Annotated in this window: 23 protein-coding genes; 10 read left to right on the top strand and 13 right to left on the bottom strand. The window is 68.4% G+C overall.

The annotated features are described in order from the left end of the window. The 4 genes from Q344_RS0118520 to Q344_RS0118505 all read right to left on the bottom strand — a co-directional run bounded on the left by Q344_RS0118520 (window position 1) and on the right by Q344_RS0118505 (window position 5,190). Window positions 1-2,190 carry a heavy metal translocating P-type ATPase gene (locus tag Q344_RS0118520; protein WP_028288085.1) on the bottom strand — a complete coding sequence of 730 codons (2,190 nt, stop codon included), beginning with the start codon at window positions 2,188-2,190 and terminating at the stop codon, window positions 1-3. After that, window positions 2,190-2,660 (bottom strand): FixH family protein, encoded by a 471-nt coding sequence (locus Q344_RS0118515; protein WP_028288084.1) that lies wholly within the window; start codon window positions 2,658-2,660, stop codon window positions 2,190-2,192. The genes Q344_RS0118520 and Q344_RS0118515 overlap by 1 nt, the downstream gene beginning before the upstream one ends. Further along, window positions 2,660-4,201 (bottom strand): cytochrome c oxidase accessory protein CcoG, encoded by a 1,542-nt coding sequence (gene ccoG / locus Q344_RS0118510; RefSeq protein ID WP_028288083.1) that lies wholly within the window; start codon window positions 4,199-4,201, stop codon window positions 2,660-2,662. The genes Q344_RS0118515 and ccoG overlap by 1 nt, the downstream gene beginning before the upstream one ends. A gap of 104 nt (window positions 4,202-4,305) precedes the next feature. Further along, window positions 4,306-5,190 (bottom strand): LysR family transcriptional regulator, encoded by an 885-nt coding sequence (locus tag Q344_RS0118505; RefSeq protein WP_028288082.1) that lies wholly within the window; start codon window positions 5,188-5,190, stop codon window positions 4,306-4,308. A gap of 101 nt (window positions 5,191-5,291) precedes the next feature. Here Q344_RS0118505 and Q344_RS26190 point away from each other — a divergent pair, with 101 nt between their 5' ends. From Q344_RS26190 to uvrC, 6 genes are all read left to right on the top strand, one after another. Further along, the gene (locus Q344_RS26190; RefSeq protein WP_156954750.1) at window positions 5,292-5,435 is read left to right on the top strand and encodes a hypothetical protein; all 144 of its coding nucleotides are present in this window, start codon (window positions 5,292-5,294) and stop codon (window positions 5,433-5,435) included. A 118-nt stretch (window positions 5,436-5,553) separates the two neighbouring features. After that, complete coding sequence (locus tag Q344_RS0118495) at window positions 5,554-6,351, top strand: S49 family peptidase (RefSeq protein ID WP_028288081.1); 798 nt, start codon at window positions 5,554-5,556, stop codon at window positions 6,349-6,351. 4 nt (window positions 6,352-6,355) lie between these two features. Then, window positions 6,356-6,517: a hypothetical protein gene (locus tag Q344_RS0118490; protein ID WP_028288080.1), complete on the top strand. Its 162-nt coding sequence runs from the start codon at window positions 6,356-6,358 to the stop codon at window positions 6,515-6,517. 3 nt (window positions 6,518-6,520) lie between these two features. Further along, complete coding sequence (locus Q344_RS0118485) at window positions 6,521-7,480, top strand: calcium/sodium antiporter (RefSeq protein ID WP_028288079.1); 960 nt, start codon at window positions 6,521-6,523, stop codon at window positions 7,478-7,480. 13 nt (window positions 7,481-7,493) lie between these two features. Then, window positions 7,494-8,270 carry an SDR family oxidoreductase gene (locus Q344_RS0118480; RefSeq protein ID WP_028288078.1) on the top strand — a complete coding sequence of 259 codons (777 nt, stop codon included), beginning with the start codon at window positions 7,494-7,496 and terminating at the stop codon, window positions 8,268-8,270. Window positions 8,271-8,592: 322 nt separating this feature from the next. Next, window positions 8,593-10,449 carry an excinuclease ABC subunit UvrC gene (gene uvrC, locus Q344_RS0118475; RefSeq protein WP_028288077.1) on the top strand — a complete coding sequence of 619 codons (1,857 nt, stop codon included), beginning with the start codon at window positions 8,593-8,595 and terminating at the stop codon, window positions 10,447-10,449. Window positions 10,450-10,518: 69 nt separating this feature from the next. Here the strand turns inward: uvrC and Q344_RS0118470 are convergent, their stop codons facing one another. From Q344_RS0118470 to Q344_RS0118450, 5 genes are all read right to left on the bottom strand, one after another. Beyond that, on the bottom strand, window positions 10,519-11,724 hold the full coding sequence (locus tag Q344_RS0118470; protein WP_028288076.1) for an MFS transporter: 1,206 nt from the start codon (window positions 11,722-11,724) through the stop codon (window positions 10,519-10,521). A gap of 83 nt (window positions 11,725-11,807) precedes the next feature. Further along, a complete protein-coding gene (locus tag Q344_RS0118465; protein WP_028288075.1) occupies window positions 11,808-12,569 on the bottom strand; it encodes an ABC transporter permease in 762 nt (253 codons plus the stop codon). After that, window positions 12,566-13,495 carry an ABC transporter ATP-binding protein gene (locus Q344_RS0118460; RefSeq protein ID WP_028288074.1) on the bottom strand — a complete coding sequence of 310 codons (930 nt, stop codon included), beginning with the start codon at window positions 13,493-13,495 and terminating at the stop codon, window positions 12,566-12,568. The genes Q344_RS0118465 and Q344_RS0118460 overlap by 4 nt, the downstream gene beginning before the upstream one ends. Before the next feature lie 125 nt (window positions 13,496-13,620). After that, window positions 13,621-14,127 (bottom strand): SRPBCC family protein, encoded by a 507-nt coding sequence (locus Q344_RS0118455; protein ID WP_028288073.1) that lies wholly within the window; start codon window positions 14,125-14,127, stop codon window positions 13,621-13,623. Between the two features lie 68 nt (window positions 14,128-14,195). Next, on the bottom strand, window positions 14,196-14,495 hold the full coding sequence (locus Q344_RS0118450) for a TFIIB-type zinc ribbon-containing protein (RefSeq protein ID WP_028288072.1): 300 nt from the start codon (window positions 14,493-14,495) through the stop codon (window positions 14,196-14,198). A gap of 244 nt (window positions 14,496-14,739) precedes the next feature. Between Q344_RS0118450 and Q344_RS24410 the strand changes: the two genes are divergently transcribed. The 3 genes from Q344_RS24410 (at window position 14,740) to Q344_RS0118435 (ending at window position 16,773) form a co-directional block, all read left to right on the top strand. Then, window positions 14,740-15,432, top strand: a complete 693-nt coding sequence (locus Q344_RS24410; RefSeq protein WP_051630833.1) for a response regulator transcription factor — start codon at window positions 14,740-14,742, stop codon at window positions 15,430-15,432. Between the two features lie 165 nt (window positions 15,433-15,597). Then, window positions 15,598-16,248 carry a hypothetical protein gene (locus Q344_RS0118440; RefSeq protein WP_028288071.1) on the top strand — a complete coding sequence of 217 codons (651 nt, stop codon included), beginning with the start codon at window positions 15,598-15,600 and terminating at the stop codon, window positions 16,246-16,248. A 36-nt stretch (window positions 16,249-16,284) separates the two neighbouring features. After that, window positions 16,285-16,773 carry a HugZ family pyridoxamine 5'-phosphate oxidase gene (locus tag Q344_RS0118435; RefSeq protein WP_036539932.1) on the top strand — a complete coding sequence of 163 codons (489 nt, stop codon included), beginning with the start codon at window positions 16,285-16,287 and terminating at the stop codon, window positions 16,771-16,773. On the opposite strand, the gene Q344_RS0118430 is transcribed toward Q344_RS0118435, so the two are convergent. Then, window positions 16,774-19,065: a glycosyl hydrolase family 28-related protein gene (locus tag Q344_RS0118430; protein ID WP_028288069.1), complete on the bottom strand. Its 2,292-nt coding sequence runs from the start codon at window positions 19,063-19,065 to the stop codon at window positions 16,774-16,776. Between the two features lie 114 nt (window positions 19,066-19,179). Continuing rightward, complete coding sequence (locus Q344_RS0118425; protein WP_028288068.1) at window positions 19,180-19,581, bottom strand: DUF4864 domain-containing protein; 402 nt, start codon at window positions 19,579-19,581, stop codon at window positions 19,180-19,182. Window positions 19,582-19,663: 82 nt separating this feature from the next. On the opposite strand from Q344_RS0118425, the gene Q344_RS0118420 reads away from it, so the two are divergent. Then, window positions 19,664-20,563, top strand: coding sequence for a CHAD domain-containing protein (locus Q344_RS0118420; RefSeq protein WP_028288067.1), 900 nt, complete (start codon window positions 19,664-19,666; stop codon window positions 20,561-20,563). Between the two features lie 16 nt (window positions 20,564-20,579). On the opposite strand, the gene Q344_RS0118415 is transcribed toward Q344_RS0118420, so the two are convergent. Beyond that, a complete protein-coding gene (locus Q344_RS0118415) occupies window positions 20,580-21,311 on the bottom strand; it encodes a DUF4336 domain-containing protein (RefSeq protein WP_028288066.1) in 732 nt (243 codons plus the stop codon). 172 nt (window positions 21,312-21,483) lie between these two features. Next, window positions 21,484-23,058, bottom strand: coding sequence for a lysine--tRNA ligase (locus tag Q344_RS0118410; protein ID WP_028288065.1), 1,575 nt, complete (start codon window positions 23,056-23,058; stop codon window positions 21,484-21,486). Window positions 23,059-23,078 lie beyond the last annotated feature (20 nt).

Genomic DNA, 23,078 nt, shown 5'->3' with positions numbered 1-23,078 from the left:
CTACCTCAGCCGCAGCGCATTGAGCGAGACGGTCACGGAGGACAGCGACATCGCCAGCGCGGCGATCAGCGGCGTGGCGAGGCCCGCGACCGCGAGCGGCACCGCCACCACGTTGTAGAGCGTCGCGATGCGGAAGTTCTCGCGGATGCGCCGGACCGCCTTGCCCGCGACGTCCAGCGCCTCGGGCACCGGGGACAGATCCCCGCCAAGCAGCACGATGTCGGAGGCCACGCGCGCCGCATCGAGCGCCGAGGCGGGCGAGATCGACACATGCGCCACGCTCAGCGCCGCCGTGTCATTGAGACCGTCGCCCACCATCAGGACCTTCGCGCCCTCCGCCTGCAGCGCCTCGATCCGCGCGGCCTTGTCGCCGGGCAGCGCCTCGGCCAGCCAGTGCCGGATGCCGAGCCGTCCGGCCAGCGCCTCGACCGCCGGCGTCGTGTCGCCGGACATGAGGACGACCTTCACGCCCCGGGCCAGCAGTGCCGCGACCGCGTCCTCGGCCCCAGCACGGAGGCTGTCGGTGAAGCGGAAGGCCACCGCCCGCCGTTCCCCGACCTTGAGGAAGGCCGAGGTCTCGGCCCCCGCCTCGGCCCCGACCCAGGCGGCGCGGCCCAGCCGGACCTCCTCGCCCCGCCAGAGGCCGCGCGTGCCGTAGCCCGGCAGTTCCGCGACCTCGGCCACCTCTGCCGCCGCGACGCCCCGCGCCCGCAGCGCGGCCGCCAGGGCCATGCTCAGCGGATGCGCCGAGCCCTCGGCAAGCGCCAGCGCAACCTCCATGTCGCGCAGGTCGTGCCCCTCCAGTCCCATCACCTCGGGCGCCCCCGCCGTCAGCGTGCCGGTCTTGTCGAAGACCACGGTATCGACCTCCGCGAGGCGTTCCAGCGCGGTGTGGTGCTTGATGAGCATCCCCCGCCGGAAGAGCCGGCCGGAGGCGGCGGTCGTCACCGCCGGCACGGCAAGGCCCAGGGCGCAGGGGCAGGTGATGATCAGCACGGCCGCCGCGATGTTCAGCGCCACCCGCACGTCGCCCGACCAGAGCCACCAGCCCACGAAGGACAGCGCCGCGAGGATATGCACCCCCGGCGCATAGAGCTTCGCCGCCTTGTCGGCGAGCGAGGTGTAGTTCGACCGACCGCTCTCGGCCACCGCCACGAGCTCTGCCATCCGGTGGAGCGAGGTCTCCGCCCCGACCGCCGTCGCCCGGACCACCAGCGGCCCGGTCAGGTTCACCTCCCCCGCGCTCACCGCCACGCCGGGGCCCGCGAAGACCGGCAGCGTCTCGCCGGTGAGCAGCGAGCGGTCCACCTCGGACCGGCCCTCGACGATCTCGCCGTCGACCGGCATCCGGCCACCCGGGCGGACCCGGACCAGCATCCCCGGCGCGAGCTCCGCCACCGGCACCTGGCGTTCGCCGGTGCCCTCCACGAGCCAGGCGCGCGGAACCTCGAGCGCCGTCAGCTCCTCTGCCGCCGAGCGGGCGATGGCCCGCGTCCGGTGGTCGAGGTAGCGGCCCGCCAGCAGGAAGAAGGTCAGCGAGATCGCCGCGTCGAAATAGGCGTGCTCGCCCGAGAGCATCGTCTCCCAGAGCGATGTGACCAGCGCCAGCAGGATCGCGAGCGAGATCGGCACGTCCATGTTCAGCCGGCCCACGCGGAGCGCGGCCCATGCGTTGCGGAAGAACGGCTGGCCCGAGAAGGCGATCGCCGGGAGCGTGATCGCGGCGCTGATCCAGTGGAACATGTCGCGGGTCGCCGCCTCGGCCCCGGACCAGACCGAGACCGACAGCAGCATGACATTCATCATCGCGAAGCCCGCCACGGCCATCCGCATGAGAAGCTCGCGCCCCTCCCGGTCGGTCTTGGTCGCGGCGATGGTCCCCGCGTCCAGCTCATGCGCCTCATATCCCGCCCCGGTCAGCACCGCGACCAGATCGTCCGCCGTCACCTCCGGCGCCGCGGTCACCGAGGCCCGCTTGAGCGTCAGGTTCACCCGCGCCTCGTGGACCCCGTCGACCCGCGCCAGCGCGCCCTCGACCCCCGAGATGCAGGCCGCGCAATGGATCCCCGGCAGCGAGAGCGAGATCGTGGCGTCCTTCATCGCCGCCTTCGACTGCGCGAGCGCCTCCGACGCGGGCATCGCCGCGCAGGCGGGACAGGCCGACATGGGGGCGCGGAGGTCTGCCGTCATCATCTCACCACGTGCAGCACGACGCGCTGGCGGAAGACGGTGCCGTCCTCGGCCACCGCGGTCATGCGGATGTTCCAGTTCCCGGCGCCAAGTTGCAACGGCGCCTCGTAGACCGTGCCGTTGAAGGCGAAGACCGGCTCCACGTCCTCCTTCACGTTCGTCGCCCGGCCGACCACCGCGTGCAGGTCCTTCACCCGCACCGGATCGCCGTTCCGGTCGGTGATCGACAGATGCACCATCCCGTCCACGTCATCGGCATAGATCGTCCAGCCGAGCGCCTCCTGCGCCGCGCGGTCCGTGTCGAAATGCTGCGAGGCGACGTAGGAGTTCGCGACCTCGAGCCCCGGGAAGGTCTTCACCGCGTTGACGGCGAGCGTGACGTTCACCGCGATGATCACCCCGAAGGCGCCGACGAAGCCCGCCAGCACGTGCCAGCCCTTCAGGCGGAAACCGCTCTCCGTCGTGCCCATCACTGGCCCCTCCCGTTGAAGACCGTATCCCTGTAGGCCCGGTCGCCGTTGCTGGTATCCTCGATCCAGATCCGCACGTCCGTCGCCTCGGCGCCCGCAGGGGCGGAGCCGCCCGGTGCGATCACGTAGACCCGCTCCTGCCCGGCGGTGTCGGCGGGGACGGTGACGGTGGCGTAGGGCGTGCCCTCGACCTGCAACCGGAGCGCCGGGTCGCCGGTGACGCCGATGCGGAAGGGCCGTTCCTCGCCGTGCTTGTTGCGGATCCGCAGGTCGTAGGTGTTGCGGATCGACCCGTCCGAGAGCGTCACGTAGGTCGGGTTCCGGACCGGCGCGACGGTCATGTCGATGTCGGGCCGGATGAACAGCGCGACCAGCAGGCCGACCCCGACCAGCGACCAGAGCGCGGTGTAGAGGATCGTGCGCGGCCGGAAGATGTGCTTCCAGATGTTGCGCGGCGGGTTGCCGGCGCGCTCGGACTGTTCGTCGGTCAGGGCCATGTAGTCGATCAGCCCGCGCGGCTTGCCGATCTTGTCCATGATCTCGTCACAGGCGTCGATGCAGAGCGCGCAGGTGATGCAGGCCATCTGCTGGCCTTCGCGGATGTCGATGCCCATGGGGCAGACGTTCACACAGGCATTGCAGTCGATGCAATCGCCGAGCGTCTCCTTCGGCGGAACCGGCCCGCCCACGCCGAGCGGCATCCCCGGCATCGGCACGAAGGGCGACATGCCGCCCGCCTTCTCTCCGGCGGCCCGGGTGGTGGCCATCGCCGCCTCGGCCTTCTCGCGCCGCCGCTTGCCCTTGCCGCGCGGCTCGCCGCGCCATTCGCGATAGGCGACGGTGATCGTCTCCTCGTCCATCATCGCCGCCTGGATGCGGGGCCAGGGGCAGGCGTAGATGCAGATCTGCTCGCGCATGAAGCCGCCGAAGATGAAGGTCGTCATCGTGAGGATGAAGATCGTCGTATAGGCGACCGGATGCGCATTCAGGGTGAAGAGGTCGACCAGCAGCGTCGGCGCATCGGTGAAGTAGAAGACCCACGCCCCGCCCGTGGCGAGCCCGATCAGGAACCAGACCACCCACTTCGAGATCCTCAGCCGCGCCTTCCGTGCGTCCCATTTCTGCCGGTGCAGCCGGAGACGGGCATTGCGGTCGCCCTCGATCCAGCGCTCCACCAGCATGAAGAGGTCGGTCCAGACGGTCTGCGGGCAGGTATAGCCGCACCAGACCCGGCCGAGCGCCGAGGTGAAGAGGAAGAGCCCCAGCCCCGCCATCACCAGGAGCCCCGCGACGAAGTAGAATTCGTGCGGCCAGATCTCGATCCAGAAGAAGAAGAACCGCCGCCCGGCCATGTCCACGAGCACCGCCTGATCCGGCAGCTCGGGCCCGCGGTCCCAGCGGATCCACGGCGTCAGGTAGTAAATCCCGAGCGTCACCAGCATGATGACCCATTTCAGGTTCCGGAACTTGCCGTGGACCCTACGGGGGAAAATCGGCTCTCGGGCCGCGTAGAGGCCGGGGTCTTGATCGGTGGTGGCCACGGGGAAGTCTCCGTCAGCTATGGTGCACCTGCGCCTTCTGACAGGCGCGCGGCAGTCCGGCATTGACCTCGATCAAATGGGATATCTCCCGCTCACCTATTGCGTCAACCCGCCGCAGCCTCGGCCGCCTGCGCCCGGATCCAGCGATGGAGCTTGCGGGCGTCCGCCCGCATCGGTCCGGGCCGGGTGACGATGAAATAGCCCTTCTTGCGCCGGTCCTCGAACAGCAGCCGCAGGCGTCCCGCGGCGATGTCGGCCTCGACGAAGGCGCCCGCGGTCACCGCGACGCCCTGCCCCTCGCGTGCCGCCTCGATCATCAGGTTGCCGGGCAGCGAGGTCAGGCCCTTGGCCCGGTCCAGCACCGCCCCGAACCGTTCCAGGTATTCGCTGGCCTCGTTGGTGCCGATCTCCTGCATCCAGTGGAAGCGGGTCAGGTCGCCGGGGCTCTCGAAGACGCCGTCGCCGACGAGGCCGGGCGCGGCGACGATCACGATGGGCGTGCGCACCAACAGCTCGGCCTCGAGGCCCGGCCAGCTGCCCGAGCCGTAGCGCACCGCCATGTCGAACCCGCCCGGCCGCATCGACCGCAGCTCGGGCGACGGGTCGATCATCAGCGAGACGCCGGGGTTCTTCGCCCGGAAGCCGCCAAGCCGCGGCATCAGCCAGTTGGCGGCGAAGGCGGGCGTCGTGGTGATCTGCACCGGCCGCTCGGCATCCGCCCCCGTCAGTTCCGAGACGGCGCGGTAGATCCGCTCGAACCCGCCCTGCACCGCGTCGGCCAGCACGTCGCCCGCCTCCGTCAGGTCACCCCGGGCGCCGCCGCGGTCGATCAGGGTCTGGCCGAGATGCTGCTCGAGCGCGCGGATCTGCTGGCTGACCGCGGCGTGGCTCACGTTCAGCCGCGCGCCCGCGGCGCTCATCGAGCCGGTTTCGCAATAGGCCGCGAAGGCGCGGAGCGCCGTCAGCGGCGGCATGGCCATCCAGTCCATTGTAAGCCCACCTTACATCCTGCAGCCATTCCTGATTAGCAAAGGGCGCAGGCGAAAGCCATATTGGAGCATACCAGAGCCGATCACGAAAGGAGATCAGAATGCTCTCCCCGTTCCACGAATTCTTCATGGCCGCCACGCGCATGCGGCCCCGTCAGTACCGCTCCCTTCCGAACCAGCCGCGCGCCGACAAGGGGCGCTGGCGAGCGAGCCCGCACTGGCGGGACATGCCCGAGGATTTCTGACACCCGACCTTCCCGGTCGCCTCCACCCCGTGGGGCGGCCCGACTTGAGCCGCCCGCGAGCCAAGGTTCGCGCGGCGGCTCACTTGTTTGTTGCGGTCGGGCAATCTATTTCCATTGCATGTTCGACCGCCTGCCCTTCACCAAGAAGCCCCCCAGCGTCGCCGTCATCCGGCTGCAGGGGATGATCGCCTCCGGCCCGCGCGGTCCGGTCAGCGACCACGCCCTCGCGCCGCTGATCGAAAAGGCCTTCCGCAAGGGGAAACCCAAGGCCGTGGCGCTCGTCGTGAACTCGCCCGGCGGCTCGCCGGTGCAGAGCTCGCTGATCGCCGCCCGCATCCGGCGCCTGTCGGAAGAGAAGGAGATCCCGGTGATCGCCTTCGTCGAGGATGTGGCGGCCTCGGGCGGGTACTGGCTGGCCTGCGCCGCGGACGAGATCCTGGCCGACGAAAGCTCGATCCTCGGCTCCATCGGGGTGATCTCGGCCAGCTTCGGCGCGCATGTGCTGCTGGCCCGGCAGGGCGTGGAACGGCGGGTGCACACGGCGGGCCAGTCGAAATCCATGCTCGACCCGTTCCGCCCCGAGAACCCGAAGGATGTCGCCAGGCTCGAGGCGCTTCTGGGCGACATCCACGCGGCCTTCATCGACCACGTGAAGGCGCGCCGCGGCGACAGGCTGAAGCCGGTCGAGCCGCTCTTCGAAGGCGACGTCTGGCTCGCCCGCCGCGCCCATGAGCTGGGGCTGATCGACGGCATCGGCCACCTCGCCCCCGAGATGAAGCGCCGCTACGGCGACAAGGTGCGGTTCCGGGTCTACGGCCAGAAGCGGGGCATCCTGCAACGGCTGGGCGCAACCTTCTTCCAGGACGCGATTGCCGGTATCGAGGAGCGGGCGGCCTATGCCCGCTTCGGGCTCTGAGCGCATGATCGTCAAGATCGTCATCCTCTTCCTCGTCGCCATGGGCGTGATGGCCATGTTCGGCAAGCTCCGCCTGCCGCGCCTGCCCGGCCGGGCCTCGGCCAAGTGTCCGCGCTGCGGGCGCCACCGTATCGGCAAGGGCCCCTGCCCCTGCGGGAAGAGCTGAGGGATGGAGCTTCTTCAGGCTGTCGTTCTGGCGCTCGTGGGGCTGGGCGTGCTGGTCCTGGCCGGGGACCTGCTGGTCCGGGGCGCGGTGAACCTGTCGCTGCGGATCGGGATCCCGGCGCTGATCGTCTCGCTCACCATCGTGGCCTTCGGGACCTCGGCGCCCGAGCTGCTGGTCTCGATCGACGCCGTCCTGTCGGGCGCTCCGGGCCTCGCGCTCGGCAATGTGGTGGGATCGAACATCGCCAACATCCTGCTGGTGCTGGGCGTGCCCGCCATGATCTCGGGCCTGCACAGTTCCACCGTGGACACGCGGCACAGCTACCTCGTCATGATGGCGGGCACCGTGCTCTTCATCGGGCTCGCCCAGTTCGGCCAATACGGACGGATCGCGGGGATGATCCTGTTCGTCGCGCTCATCCTCTCGCTCTGGGACCAGTTCCGCGACGCCAAGGCCCACCGGGCCGAGACCAAGGCCGCCGCGACGGAGGAGGCGCTGGAAGGCGCCAATCCCCACATGCGGATGTGGAAGATACTCGCCTTCCTTGCCGCGGGCATCGTGGGCCTGCCGATCGGCGCCCGTCTGCTGGTGGAAAACGCCACCGTCATCGCCACCGCCTTCGGCGTCTCCGACGCGGTGATCGGCCTGACGCTCGTCGCCATCGGCACCTCCGCGCCCGAGCTGGCCACAACCGTCGCCGCGGCGCTCCGGAAACAGGCCGACGTGGCGCTCGGCAACGTGATCGGGTCGAACCTCTTCAACCTGCTGGGCATCGTCGGCGTCACCGCGCTGATCGCGCCGATCCCGGTCGACGAGCAGATCGCGCGGTTCGACCTCTGGGTGATGCTCGGATCGTCGCTGCTGCTGGCGCCCTTCGTCCTGCGGCGACGCGACATAGGCCGGGTCTGGGGCGTGGCCTTGACCGCGGCCTATCTGGTCTACCTGTTGCTTGTCCTGATCTGAACGGGAGGTCCCCATGACCGCAGCACTGGTCACCGGCGCCGGCAAGCGCCTTGGCCGCGCCATCGCCCTGGCCCTCGCCGAGGCCGGGCACGACATTGCCGTCCATTACGCCGGCTCCGAGGACGCCGCCGAGGAGACCGCCGAGACGATCCGCGGCATGGGCCGCAACGCGGTGACCCTGCAGGCCGACCTGACCGTCGAGGCCGAGATGCAGCGCCTCGTGCCCGCGGCCGCCGAGGCGCTCGGCCCGCTCACGGTGCTGGTGAACAACGCCTCGATCTTCGAATACGACAACATCACCACCGCCGACCGCGACAGCTGGGACCGTCACCTGGAATCGAACCTGCGTGCCCCCTTCGTGCTGACCCAGGCCTTCGCCGCACAGGCGCCCGGGGCCGGCACGGATGCGCAGGGCGAACCCCTCGCCCGGGCCCTCATCGTGAACATGATCGACCAGCGGGTGCGCAAGCTCACGCCCGAGTTCATGACCTACACGCTGGCCAAGTCCGCGCTCTGGACCCTCACCCAGACCGCGGCGCGGGCACTCGCCCCCCGCGTGCGCGTGAACGCCATCGGTCCGGGTCCCACGCTGATCGGCGCGCACCAGAGCGAGGCCAGTTTCGCCAGCCAGCGCGAATCGACGGTGCTGGAACGGGGTTCGAATCCCTCCGACATCACCGGCGCCCTGCTCTACTTCCTGAATGCGCCGGGGGTGACCGGACAGCTCCTGTGCACCGACGGGGGACAGCATCTTGGATGGCGGACACCGGACGTTCAGGGGGTTGAGTGACCTTGGGACAGGGGGTGCAGGGGAAGTTGTGCACCGGTCACACAACCGTCATCCAACCGTTACCGAAACATCAACGTTTTCAGCGGCTTGCCGAGTGTCCATTTTTCTTTCCAGCAAAATCAAAGACTTGCATATGCGCCTAAAAAACAGGCAAAGCGACGAAGTCGGTCGAAAACAACGGAAATTTCCCCGCCGCCAAAACTTGTCTCCAGACTTGTCCACAGGAACGGGGGAAAGCTTGAGGCTTGCCGGAATTCGCGGGACGTTGCAGGGAGGGCCGAGAATCGCCCTCCCCTCCAGCTGAGCCGACGTAAGACGAAGAATGCAGAACGATTCGAAAACCGGATACGCGGTGATTCAGGACTATGTCCGCCGCCTCGACAGCTCGCCCGGCGTGTACCGGATGCTCGATTCGGAGAGCCGTGTGCTCTACGTCGGCAAGGCGCGCAACCTGAAGGCGAGAGTTTCGAACTACGCGCGCCCGTCCGGCCATTCCGGGCGGATCGCCCGGATGATCGCCGACACCGCGTCGATGATGTTCCTGACGACCCGGACCGAGACCGAGGCGCTGCTGCTCGAGCAGAACCTGATCAAGCAGCTCAAGCCCAAGTTCAACGTGCTGCTGCGCGACGACAAGAGCTTCCCGAACATCCTCGTCGCCAAGGACCACGCCTTTCCGCAGATCAAGAAGCACCGTGGCGCGAAGAAGGAGAAGGGCGCCTATTACGGCCCCTTCGCCAGTGCGGGCGCGGTGAACCGGACGCTGAACCAGCTGCAGAAGGTCTTCCTGCTGCGCAATTGCACGGATGCGATGTTCTCGTCCCGCTCGCGGCCCTGCCTGCTCTACCAGATCAAGCGCTGCTCGGCCCCCTGCGTCGGCCATATCTCGGAAGCCGATTACGCCGCCTCCGTCTCGGACGCGGAACGGTTCCTCTCGGGCAAGTCGACAAACGTGCAGGAGAAGCTCGCGAAGGAGATGCAGGCGGCCTCCGAAGACATGGAATTCGAACGCGCCGCCGCCCTGCGCGACCGGATCCGGGCGCTGACGCAGGTGCAGTCCGTGCAGGGCATCAACCCGCGCGGCACGGCCGAGGCGGATGTCGTGGCGCTGCACATGGAGCACGGCCACGCCTGCGTGCAGGTCTTCTTCATCCGCGCGAACCAGAACTGGGGGAACCGGGATTTCTATCCCCGCGCGGGCGCCGACATCGACGAGGCCGAGGTGCTCGAGGCCTTCCTCGGCCAGTTCTACGACGGCAAGGAGCCGCCCCGGCAGATCCTCCTGTCGCACCCGATCGAGGACGCGGACCTGATGGCGCAGGCGCTGTCCGAGAAGGCGGGCCGCAAGGTCGAACTGCTGGTCCCCAAGCGCGGCGAGAAGGCCGAGCTGGTCGAAGGCGCGGTGCGGAACGCGCGCGAGAGCCTCGGCCGGCGGATGGCCGAGAGCCAGGCGCAGACCAAGCTCCTGCGCGGGCTGGCCGAGGCCTTCGAACTGGAGGCCCCGCCGAACCGGGTCGAGGTCTACGACAACTCGCATATCCAGGGGACGAACGCGGTCGGCGGGATGATCGTCGCCGGGCCCGAGGGGTTCATGAAGAACCAGTACCGCAAGTTCAACATCCGCGGCGAGGACCTGACGCCGGGCGACGATTTCGGCATGATGAAGGAGGTGCTCACCCGCCGCCTGAAGCGCCTGCTGAAGGAGGATCCGGACCGCGAGAAGGGCCTCTGGCCCGACCTGATGCTGATCGACGGCGGCGCGGGCCAGGTCTCGGCCGTGCAGGAGATCATGCAGGAGCTGGGCGTCTCGGACGTGCCCTTCGTGGGGGTCGCCAAGGGGATCGACCGCGACGCCGGCAAGGAGGAATTCCACCGCCCCGGTCGGCGGCCCTTCGCGCTCAGGATGAACGACCCGGTGCTCTACTTCGTCCAGCGCCTGCGCGACGAGGCGCACCGCTTCGCGATCGGCACCCACCGGGCGAAGCGCTCCAAGGCCGTCTCGGCCACGCCGCTCGACGAGATCGCGGGCGTGGGCGCGACCCGCAAGCGGGCCCTGCTGGCGCATTTCGGCTCGGCCAAGGCGGTGAGCCGCGCGAACCTCGCGGATCTGAAGGCGGTCGAGGGGATCTCGGACACGCTGGCGGAAACGATCTACGACCACTTCCACGACCAGGGCTAGGCCCCGCCCGGCGCCGCCGCGGGCCGGGCGCAGGCCCGGCCTGCCCGGACGGATGCGCGGGCCCGGATGTCAGGCCGCGGCCCTTCGCCGCCCGTCCCAGACCGCGACGGCATAGAGCGCGATCCCCACCACGGCGAGGCCCGCGCCCACGAAGCCCGAAGCCGGGTAATCGTAGCCCGCCCTCAGCGCCATGGCCGCAAGGAAGGGACCGAGCGCATTGGCGAAGTTGAATGCCGCGTGGTGCATCGCCGCCGCCATCTGCTGCGCCTCGCCCGCGACATCCATCAGCCGCGACTGCAGCACGGTCGAGATCCCGCCGAGGGTCCCGAGGCAGAAGATCACCGGCACCAGCGTCCAGAGGTTGCCGGCCGCGAAGGGATAGGCCAGCAGCACCAGCACCCCCGCCCCGAAGCAGCCGAAGACCGTCGCGTCGGCGTTGCGGTCGGCGAGCATCCCGCTCAGCAGGGTGAAGACGGTCATGCCCGCGCCGGTCACCATCAGCACGAAGGGCACCGCGGCCTCTCCGGCGCCGGTGGTGTAGATCACGGTCGAGGCGAGGTAGGTGTAGACCGCGAAGAAGCCGCCGAAGCCGATCGCCCCGGTCGCCAGCAGCAGCCAGACCTGCCGGTTCTTCAGCGCCCCCAGTTCCCGCAGGGGGTTGGCGCCCGGGTCGGGCCGGTCGCGCGGCGCCACCTGCCAGACCGACAGCGCCGTGGCCAACGAGATCACGCCGACCACCGCCAAACCCCACCTCCAGCCGACCGCCTGGCCAAGCCAGCTGGCCGCGGGCACGCCGATCGTCGTGGCCAGCGTCAGCCCCACGAAGACCCGCGCGACGGCCGAGGCGCGCCGGTTCCGCGGCACGACCGAGGCCGCCGTCAGCGCGGCGATGCCGAGGTAGGCGCCATGCGGCAGCCCCGAGAGGAAGCGCATCAGCGTGAAGGTCCCGAAGGTCTCGGCCAGACCAGAGCCGGCGTTGAACACCGCGAAGGCGAGCATCAGGAGCACCAGCATCACCCGGCGCGAGACCTTGGCGCCAAGCACGGAGAGCGTCGGCGCGCCCACCACCACGCCGAGCGCATAGGCGCTGATCGCGTCGGCGGCCCTGGCCTCGGACACGGCCAGATCGGTCGCGAAATAGGGCAGCAGCGCCATGGAGGCGAATTCGGTGGTGCCGATCGCGAAGGCCCCGAGCGCGAGCGCGAGGATCACGAGGCCGGCCGGAGCGGGCGCGGCCCCTGCAGCAGGGGCTGGCGCGAAGGCGGGTCGGGTCATGCGGAAGCCCTGTCTGTTGACGAACGGCTCCTCCCTGACGCCTCGCTATCCCCGCGGCAGGTGAAGCGCAATGGCCAGTGCGATCAGTCGCGCAGGCGCCAGCCGGTGCGGAAGATCCACCAGATCACCGCCATGCAGATGGCGGTGAATCCGCCGATGGCAAGCAGGCTCAGGCCCACGGGCACGTCCGCCTGTTCGAAGAAGGCCCAGCGGAAGCCCGAGATCAGGTAGACCACCGGGTTGAAGAGCGTGATCTTCTGCCAGAGCGGCGGGAGCATGGAGATCGAGTAGAACGAGCCCCCGAGGAACACCAGCGGCGTCACGATCAGCATCGGCACCAGCTGGAGCTGTTCGAAGTTCTTCGCCCAGATCCCGATGATGAAGCCCATCAGCGCGAAGCTGACGCAGGTCAGCACGAGGAAGAGCAGCATCGCCAGCGGATGCGCGATGGTCAGATCCACGAAGAGCGACGCGGTCCCGAGGATCACAAGCCCGATGAAGAGCGACTTGGTGGCCGCCGCGCCCACGTAGCCCACGACCACCTCGAGGAAGTTCACCGGGGCCGAGAGCACCTCGTAGATCGTGCCGATGAACTTCGGGAAGTAGATCGCGAAGGAGGCGTTCGAGATCCCCTGCATGATGACCGAGAGCATGATCAGCCCCGGCACGATGAAGGCGGCGTAGGTGACGCCCTCGACCTCGTCGATGCGCGACCCGATGGCGGTGCCGAAGACGACGAAGTAGAGCGAGGTGGAGATCACCGGAGAGATGAAGCTCTGCAGGATGGTGCGGAAGAATCGCATCATCTCGTTGCGGTAGATCGACCAGATGGCCCGGGTGTTCATGCTGCGCCCTCCTGCACCAGACCGACGAAGATCTCCTCGAGCGAATCCTGCCGGGTGGAGATGTCGCGAAGCTTCAGGCCCGCGGCGGACAGCTCGGCCAGGAGGCCGGTGATCCCCGTCTTTTCCTGGTGCGTGTCATAGGTATAGGTCAGGTCGGTCCCGCCCTCGGAAAGCTCGAGGTCATAGGCCGAAAGCGTCTCGGGCACCGACTGGATCGGCTCCCGCAGTTCGATGGTGAGACGCTTGCGCCCGAGCCGCGCCATGAGGGTCGCGGTCTCTTCCACCAGGAGGATCTCGCCCTTGTTGATGACGGCGATCCGGTCGGCGATGGCCTCGGCTTCCTCGATGTAATGGGTGGTCAGGATGATCGTCACGCCCGACTTCTTCAGCTCGGCGACGACCTCCCACATGTCCTTGCGGAGCGCGACGTCCACGCCCGCGGTCGGTTCGTCCAGGAACAGCACCCGCGGCTCGTGGCTGAGCGCCTTGGCGATCAGCACCCGGCGCTTCATGCCGCCGGAAAGCTCCTTGGTCGGCTGATTGCGCTTGTCGAGAAGCGAGAGCTTTCCCAGCACCTCGTCGAGATAGGCGTCGTTCCGGCGCTTGCCGAAGAGCCCGCGGGTCAGCCGCACCGTGTTGATGACCTTCTCGAAGGGTTCGAGAGAGATCTCCTGCGGCACCAGCCCGATCATGCTGCGCGCCGCGCGGTAATCGGTCTGGATGTCGTGCCCGCCCACGGTCGCGCTGCCCGACGTGGGAACGGTGATGCCGCAGAGGGTCGAGATCAGAGTCGTCTTCCCGGCGCCGTTCGGTCCGAGGAGCGCGATTATCTCTCCTTCCTCGATGTCGAGCGTCACGCCCTTGAGCGCCTCGAAACCGCCGTCGTAGATCTTCTTGAGGTCCCGGACCTGCAGGATGGGGGCCATGGGTCGCCTCCGATGTTCGCCATGTGTTCGAGCCGCGGAAAGTAACCCGTGCACCACAAAAGACAAGACCGCCCGTGGGCGGCCTTTCCTGCATCAGCGCACAGAACTCGCGCGGCCTCCTGCGGTCAGCCGCCGGTCATGCGCTTCAGCCAGCCCTTCTTCTCGGCCTCGGGGGGCTCGTCTCCCTCTGCCGGGCCTTCCAGAACCTCCTGGAAGCGGGTGAAGAATTGGTCGGCCATCTTCTTCGCGAACCCGTCGATGATGCGCGAGCCGAGCTGCGCGAGCTTGCCGCCGACCTTCGCCTCCACATCGTAATGCAGGCGGGTGCCTTCGGGGATCTCCTCGAGCCGCACCTTCGCGTCGCCCTTGGCGAAGCCCGCCGCGCCGCCCTTGCCCTCGCCCGAGAGCGTCAGGGACTCGTTCTCGACGATGTCTGTCACCGTCACCAGGCCCTTGAACGTGGCCTTCACCGGTCCGACCTTCTGCACGACCACCGCCTCGAAGCCCTCTTCCGGCGTGCCGGTCACCTCCTGCGCGCCGGGCACGCATTCCTGCAGCACCTCGGGCGACATCAGGGCCGCAAAGACCGTTGCGGGATCGGCCTTGATCTCGCGGCTCTCGCTCATCTGCATCGGGTCGTCTCCTGATCTGTCCGTCGGATCAGACGCTACTCCACCGCGGGCGGGAACGGAATAGGACCTCAGTCGAAGTCGAATATCTCGGACAGGAGGCTCTTGCGCTTCTTCCGCTTGTAATGGCCGCGGTGCTCGTCGCGGTAGCGGGGATCGTAAGGCTGCTCGTGTTGCGGATGGTGCTGGGGCGCGGGCGGCGGCGGCGCGGGCCGGCGCACGGCGGCCTCGTGGTCATGCGCGGACCGGTCGATGATCTTGTCCAGCTCCCCCCGGTCGAGCCAGACACCCCGGCATTTCGGGCAGTAGTCGATCTCGACCCCCTGCCGGTCGGTCATCATCAGCTCGGTTCCGTCCACCGGACATTGCATCGTCATCTCCTCATGTTGCCGCCTTCCATGTGGGTTGCGCAGCCCCGCGCCGCAAGGCGTTAACCGCGACTCCCGAAAGCCGCTGACAGGGAACGGGCCAAAAGCGTATCAAATTGATCAGACGTCACGGGCCGGGCGAGCACGCCCCCGGACGCCACCATCAACCAAACGACGGTGTGGGCCGCATGCGCGGCCCGGTCGCGCAGAGCGACCCTCTTCGTCTTCAGACCGAGGAGACCCGACGATGCGCATCCTGATCACCGAGACCAGCTGGATCATGGCCACGATCGCCAAGCTCATGCGCGACGAAGGCTTCCTCGTCTCCGAAGCCGCCGATGCCGAGGACGTGCTGACCCACGTGGCCCAGTGCCAGTACGACGCGGTGCTATTCGACCCCGACCTGCCCGACATGGACGGATCGGACCTGATCCGCCGCCTGCGCTCCCGGGCCCCGCAGCTGCCGATCCTGCTGTTCTCGCGCGAGGTGTCCCACCGTGACCGCCTGCGTGGTCTCGCCATCGGGGCGGACGACGTGATCGCCTGGCCCTTCGACGGCGCCGAGATCGCCGCCCGGGTGCGTGCCTTCGCCCGTCGGGCCCGCGGCTTCGCCTCCTCCACGCCCGAGTTCTGCGGCCTGCGCATCGACTTCGACCGGCGCCGGGTCAGCTTCGCCGGGCATTCGATCCACCTCACCCGGCTGGAATACGAACTGGTCGAGACCCTCGCGCTCGCCAACGGGCGCCTGCTCGGACGCGAGGCGCTGATCACCCGGCTTTACGGCTGGGAGGACGAGCCCGACTGGAAGATCCTCGACGTCTACATCTGCCGCATCCGTGCGAAACTCGCGACCCTCGACGCGCCGGCCCAGCTCATCGCGACCAGTTTCGGCCAGGGCTACCGCATCAATCTTCTGGCCGACGCGCTCGTGGCGGCCTGAGGCACGACCGGCCGCGGCGCGCCTCTCTCGCCCCTCCACTGCGCCGCACCGGACCGAAGGCCGGGCCGTCCCTCCACGGCCCGGCTTTCTGCTGTCCGCCTGCACGCATTAACGAACGCTTAACCGACGCGGCCGAGACTTGGCGGGTCCCGAGGGCCTCCCGCCATGCTCCGCCTCTGCCTGACCCTGATCTGCCTCTGCGCCGCCGCGCCCGCCCTGCCCGGCGCATGGCCGCGCGGCGCGGGGCAGGGTTTCGCCGCCCTCGCCGCCCGGGTGGCCGATGGCACCCTGCCGTCCGAACCATCCTACCGCGGGTCGCTCTACCTCGATTACGGGGTCACGCCGCGCAGCGGCCTCACGCTCGAACTCGACACCGCACGCGGGCGGGTGGTCAAGGCGCTCGGCTTCTACCGCTTGTCGCTCCTGCCGCCGCAGGGGGCATGGCAGATCGACGCCGCACTCGGGGCGGGCCGCCTCGACGGCGTGGCGGCCGTGTCGCCCCGGCTGACCCTGGGCCGGAGCTTCCGCCTCCGCGGCGCTCCCGGCTGGGCCGAGGCGATGCTCGGGGCCGAGATCACCCGCACCGACCAGGCCGGCAAGATCGACCTGACGCTCGGCCTCGCCCCGACCCCGCGGATGCGGTCCTACGTGCAGCTCTTCGCCTACAGGGCCCGTGGCGGGACGCTCCACCTGCGCGGCGAAAGCTCGCTCGCCGTCCGGCTGACCAACCGCCTGTGGTTCGATACCGGGCTGTCGACCGGGATCACGCCGGACCGGGACTACCGGCTGAAGCTGGGGATCTGGACAGAGTTCTGATGGTCATTCCCGCGGGTCCGCACTAGGCTCCGCCGCATGACCGTGACCGATCCCATCCGCGAAACCGACGCCGAGGCGCGCGCCCTCGCCCGCACGCTCCTGCGCGACGCCACCTTCGCCGCGCTCGGCGTCATCGACCCGGAGACGGGCGGTCCGATGGTCACGCGCATCGCCATCGCCACCACCTCGTCGGGCGCGCCGCTGACGCTGATCTCCGACCTCTCCGCCCATGCGCAGGCGCTGAAGCGGAACGACGCCTGCTCGCTGCTGGTCGGAGAGCCGGGCCCGCGCGGCGATCCGCTGACCCATCCGCGCCTGACGCTGATGTGCCGGGCGCATGCCACGCGGCAGGGCGAGCCCGGGCATACCGAGCTCGCCGCACGCTACCTTGCGCTGCGCCCGAAGGCGAAGCTCTACTCGGGCTTCCAGGATTTCTTCCACGTCACCTTCGAGGTGACCGCCGCCCATCTCAACGGCGGCTTCGCCCGCGCCTACCGCCTGACGCCCGCGGATCTGGCCGCCTGATCAGAGCGCGTCGTCCATCCGCACGATGACCGAGACGGTGCCCGAAACCGGCACCTCCCAGTTGAGCGTCACCTGGTCCCGGTTCGCGCCCTCCCGCAGCTTCACGTAGGGCAGGCCCCAGTGCCCGGTGCCGCCGGACCGCTCGATCCTGCCGTTGGCGACGACCCCCTCGACCGTCTGCGCCCAGCCCCCGAAGGGCAGCTTCGGCGCGCAATCGACGGTCCAGGTGTCCGAGACGCTCGCCTGGTCGTGACGGATCAGCACCGGGTTCACCACGCCCACCGTGACCGAGTTGAACATGTTGTCCGAGAAGGTCACGTTCTTGCAGCGGTCGTAATCGAGATCGGCGAAGGAGGTGTCGACGCTCTCGACCCGGTCGATCTCGCCGTGGATCACGCGGAAGATGTTGCCGGTCACCGCCAGGCCGTTCAGGAAGTGCCCGGCGCCGTAGGGCTTCACCACGAGGAAGGTGAACCATGGCGCGACATCCGAACACAGGAAGACGTTGTCCGTGACCGAGAGCCCGGAGAACGAGAATTCCGACGAGAAGCCGGGCGCCGCGTCGTGTTCGTTGCCCCATTCGATGAAGCAGTTGTCCACATAATTGCCGTTGATCGTCGCCCGCGTGTTCGGGTGCGTCAGCACGAGGCCCGGGGTGCGCACCGCGTTGTTCTCGTCATCGCCCTGGAACCAGTGGTTGCCGGTGATGATCGTGCCGGTGCCGGCCAGCACCGCGAAATGCCGGAACTGCACGATCCGGTTGTCGCGGAGCTTCACGTCGTTGGCATTGGCATTGAGCGCGATCGAGACGCGGTCGGCGCTCTTCACCCCGCCCTCGTCGCTGAGGAACTGGCAGCGGTCGATCAGCATGCCCTGACAGCCCTCCCCGTGGCTGGTGATGCCGCGGTCCTTCGGCTTGTTGATGACGCAGTCGCGCACGTGGAAGATCAGCCCCGAGGGCGGCAGCAGGATCCCCGAACAGCGCCCCGAGAGGCGGAACTCGATATCCGACATTGAGAACTTGTCGAAATCGTCGAAGCCGCTGAAATCCAGCATGTATTTGAAACGACGGAAGGTATAGGTCTGGGTCCCCGCCGCGTCGTGGAGCGGCGCCGAGAGGGTGATCTCCTGCGCGCCGACGTTGCGGTCGCGGACGTAGACCTCGCGCCCGACGCCGTTGCCGGTGACGAGCGATCCGACCTGCACGTTGGCCACGTTCACCACGTTGGTCAGCTTCAGCGCCGAGGCGGGCGAATAGCTGGCCTGGCTGGTCACGGTGTCGGTGTCCCACGCGCTGGTCTCCGCCGCGTCGAACTGGCCGTTCCGGATGTGACGCCGGGTCGAGAACGTGGTCTTGTTGGCCACCGCTGCCGCCATGTCGATCGGCCCGGTGACGATGACCCGGCGGCCGCACATGTCGAGGCTCTCGTGCTGGCTGTCGTTGAGGAGCGACTGGAACGCCTTGCGGAAGGCCAGCTCCTCGTCGCCGAAGGCGTCGATGTAGCTGGGCAGGTCGAAGTTGCGGGTCAGCGACAGGATCGAGCCCGCCGCCATCACCACCGTGCCCTCGAACTGCACCCGGCTGTCGAGCGTCAGCGACCCGCCGAGGAAATAAGTCCCCTCCGACACCATGACGAGCCGGCCCTCCGCCGCGGCATCCGCCGCCTCGAAGGCGGGCAGGTCGTCGGTGACGCCGTCGCCGAGGGCCCCGAAATCGCGCACGTCGACCCAAGGCATCATCTTGCGCAGGAAGAGCTCGGTCACGTCCTCGATGACCAGGTCGTCGATCCGCACCACCCCGCCGTTCGGGCCGGTGAGGTCCAGCCCGAAATGGCCGTAGACCGGGGCGGTGCCCCAGACCATGTCCACCCCCTGCCGGTTGCCGGTGCCGACGATGGCCGACACTTCGACCACCTCGCCGTATTGCGTGAGCGGCACGGCGGGCCCGGCCTCGACCAGCCCGGTCACGTGGCTGTCCGCGCCATCGCCCGCCCAGCCCGCGATCCGGACCGAAGGCAGGTTGCCGCTGACCGCCTTCACCCGGGCGGTGACCCGCAGGTAGCAGCCCGGCAGGATCGGCGTCTCGCCCATGTAGCGCAGCTTCTGGGTCGCGCTGCCCTTCAGCAGTTCGAGGCAGCCGCCGAAATCCGCATCCGCCGACACCAGCGCGGCGGCGACGTCGCCGTCATAGGTGTCGGACCCCGCGGTGCCGTCGCCCTTCGACCAATCGCCGAGCCCCGCCGCGAAGGCGGGGGGCATGAAGAGAATCCCGTCGGTGATCGCCTTGTTCATCGCTGTCCCTTTCCCAAGCGGTCCGCGCCCGGACCCGTCAGGAAGAGGGAGCTAGCAGAGCCGGCTTAACGCGCCCTGCCGCCACCGCGCGCCGGCCCGTCCCGGCGCAACGCTTCAGGCCGCCACGTCGGGCGGCGGCAGAAGCTGCACGCCGTTGATCTTCCAGCCGTTTTCGGTCTCGATCATCTCGTAGGCCAGCAGGTGGCGGCGGCCGGCGATGTCCTCGACCTCGACGATCTGGCGCAGGCCACGCCGCCCCTCGCCGAGGTCGAGGAAGCGGAAGGACTTCGGCCGGTGGACCATCGGATAACCGTTCCGGACCATGGCGCCGAAATTCTCGGGCGTGCCGAAGAGGCCGCGGATGGTCGGGCTGGCATGTTCGAAGGCGGCCGCGAAATCGTCGGCGCGGAAGCGTTCGAACTGGTCGGCGATCACCGTCTCGATCTCGGTCTGCTGGGCGGCCGCCGGGATGGCCGCGGCCAGCCAGATCGCCAGTGCCGTCAGGAAACGTCGCATGGGTCACCTCCGGTTTGTGCCTTGAGATACGGGCCCCGCCGGCGCATGGTTTCATTTCCGCGGAAGGGAAAGACCGAACCACATGGCCTATCGACTGAAATCGCCCGAGAAGTCGCTGACGAAAGAGATGCGCCGCATCGCGCGCAGCCAGCTCGACGCCGCGCTCGAGGCGGTCACGACGGAGACCGGCGAGACTCTGGCCGAGACGATCCACACCGCGCGGAAGAAGGTGAAGAAGACCCGCGGCCTGCTGCGCCTGATCCGCCCCGCCCTGCCCGCCTATTCGACCGAGAACCGGGCGCTGCGCGATGCCGCGCGGCTGCTGTCGCCGCTGCGCGACCGCGGCACGCTGCTGGAGGCCTACGACGCGCTGCTGGACCGTTATCCCGACCAGCCCCGCCAGCCCTTCGCCTCGTTCCGGGGGGCGCTGACGCTTCAGCACAAGGAGATCGCGGGCGACCCGGCCACCTTCGACGCGCTCGAGGCCTTCGGAGACCAGATCGCGACGGTCCGGGGCCGGATCGACAAGTGGTCGCTGAAGGAGCGGGACGCGGAGGCGATCGCGGCGGGTCTCGTGAAGACCTACGACCGGGCCGGAAAGGCCACCGCGCGGGCCCGCAGGAAGCTGACCGAGGACCGGCTGCATGAATGGCGCAAGCGGGCGAAATACCACCGCTACCACGCGCAGATCCTCGCCCCCGTCTGGCCCGAGGTGATGGAGGTGCGGCTGGCGCAGAGCAAACGGCTCGAGGATCTGCTGGGCGAGCATCGCGACCTGTCGCTGCTCTCGGCCGAATGCCGGGCGCTGGAGCGTCCCAACGACATGTCCGCCCGCGCGACCTTCACCGGCCTCGCCGAGCGGCGGCAGGCCGAGATCATGGCCGAGGCCTTCCCCCTGTCCGACCGTCTCTTCGGCGAACCCGGGCAGGCACTGGCCGCCCGCTGGACCGGCTGGTACCGGCTCTGGCGCAAGGGACGCTGAGCGCCGCCCGGGGGCGTCACTCCTCGAGCAGCCACCGGAACGAGCGTTTCATCTCGATCGCGCCGTCCGCCTCGAACCACTTGCCGTGGGCCAGGATGACACGCTTCGGGTTCCACAGGATCATCCGCAGGACGTCCTCGCGCAGCAGATCCTCGTTGCCGGCGAAGGTCATGCGCATGTCCCGCGGCATCCCGCCCCGCGGCGCGCCGATACCCGCCATGCGGATCATCGGCCACATCCACCACGGTTTCTTGCTGCGCTCGAAATTCTCCATCAGGTCCGTCAGGATCAGGGTCCGGCTGGCGCGGTGGTGGAACACCGACTCCTGCACGACCTTGCTGCCGCGCACGATCAGCCAGTCGAAATCCTTCGACCAGCCGGGCACGGCGCCTGCAAGGTGCCGGTCGAATTCCAGCGGGATGTGGTGCTTCCGCGCCCGCGCCTCCACGCCCGGCGCGATCCAGGCCGTCGCCTCGGGAAAGGCGCGTTTCCACTCCGTCAGATAGGCGTAGTGGATGACGCTCGGCGCGATCAGCTCGCGTACCGGCCCCAGGGCCGTGATCCGCTCCTTCAGCGCATCTGTCAGGCGGATCGGGGAATGCAGCCAGAGCCCCCCGTCCGACAGGCGCACCACCGTCATGCGGGTCGAAAAGGGCATCCCGTAGAACTTGATGGCCGGACCGTCGACGATCCAGATGTCGTCGGCGATCGGCTTCGGGATGTCGAGCGGTTCGTATCCGGTCGTCAAGGCTGGTCCTTTCGCTCGAACGGGCGTTTGAGCGCCCGACTCCGGCAACCAACCTGTCGTTGAGATGATTGTCAATCAACTCAACCCTTTGGTGCGAATTACGACCCCCATGACCCCACGGAAGCACACTGGCACGGCGGGTCCGGGGGCCGCGGCGCAGCCCCCTGCGAGGTCAGGCGAAGTCGCCGTCGAGCGCCCTGTCGATCAGCTGGACCGTCTCCTGCACGCCGTAGAGCGCGATGAAGCCGCCGAACCGCGGACCCTGGCTGGCGCCGAGGAGCACCTCGTAGAGCGCCTTGAACCAGTCGCGCAGCGGATCGAACTTCTCGCGTCCGACCGCGAAGACCAGCCCCTGCAGCTCTTCGGCATCCATCGGCCCGCCCCAGTCCTTCAGCGCATCGCGCAGCTCGACCAGCGCCTGCCGTTCGAGGTCGGTCGGCAGGCGATAGACCTTCTCCGGCTTCACGAAATCGTTGAAGTAGCGGACGGCGTATCCCGCCGCGGCATCCAGCCCCGGATGGGTCTCGGGCGTGGCCTCCGGCGCGTAGCGGCGAATGAAGCCCCAGAGCGTCTCCTTGTCCTCGGCCGACGCAACCGAGGCGAGGTTCAGCAGCATGGAGAACGACACGACCATGTCCGAGGCGGGCACGTTGTGGCCGTGGATGTGGAAGACCGGGTTCGCAACCTTCTGTTCGTCGGTCTGGTCCGGGTAGGCGCGGAGCTGCTGGTGGTATTCGTCCATCGCCCGCGGGATCACGTCGAAATGCATCCGCTTCGCCGTCTTGGGCTTCTGGTACATGAAGTAGGACAGGCTCTCGGTCGAGGCGTAGGACAGCCATTCGTCGATCGACAGACCGTTGCCCTTCGATTTCGAGATCTTCTCGCCCTTGTCGTCGAGGAAAAGCTCGTAGGTGAAATGGTTCGGCTTCCGGCCGCCGAGGATCTCGCAGATCCGGTCGTAGATCGGCGTGTTGGTGCTGTGATCCTTGCCGTACATCTCGAAATCGACGTCGAGCGCGGCCCAGCGGGCACCGAAGTCGGGCTTCCACTGGAGCTTCACGTTGCCGCCCGTCACCGGCAGCGTCCATTCGCGGCCGTCCGGATCGTCGAAGGTGATCGTGTAGGTTTCCGCATCGACCTTCTTCATCGGCACGTAAAGCACGCGCCCGGTCTCCGGGTGGATCGGCAGGAAGCAGGAATAGGTCTGCTGGCGCTCTTCGCGGAGCGATTTCAGCATGACCTTCATGATGTCGTCGTAGCGTTCGACCGCGCGCTTGAGCACCTCGTCGAACTGGCCCGACTTGTAGAATTCGGTCGCCGAATAGAATTCGTACTCGAACCCGAAGGTGTCGAGGAAGCGGCGCAGCATCGCGTTGTTGTGGTGCCCGAAGCTCTCGAATTCCTCGAACGGGTCGTAGACGCTCGTCAGCGGGCGTTGCAGATCCTCCGCCAGCCGCTCCTGGTTCGGCACGTTGCCCGGCACCTTCCGCATCCCGTCCATGTCGTCCGAGAAGCAGATCAGCCGGGTCGGGATGTCCGAGATCACCTCGAAGGCGCGGCGGATCATCGTCGTCCGCAGCACTTCGCCGAAGGTGCCGATATGCGGCAATCCGCTCGGGCCGTAGCCCGTCTCGAACAGCACGTAGCCCTTCTCGGGTGGGGCCTTCTCGTAACGTTTGAGCAGGGCGCGGGCCTCTTCGAAAGGCCAGGCCTTCGAATTCATCGCGGCGTCACGCATATTGGTCATGGCTCAAACTCCTGGAGGGC

Source organism: Pseudooceanicola nanhaiensis DSM 18065, assembly GCF_000688295.1.
GTDB classification, from domain to species: Bacteria; Pseudomonadota; Alphaproteobacteria; order Rhodobacterales; family Rhodobacteraceae; genus Pseudooceanicola; species Pseudooceanicola nanhaiensis.
This window is presented reverse-complemented; position numbering and strand designations above follow the sequence as displayed.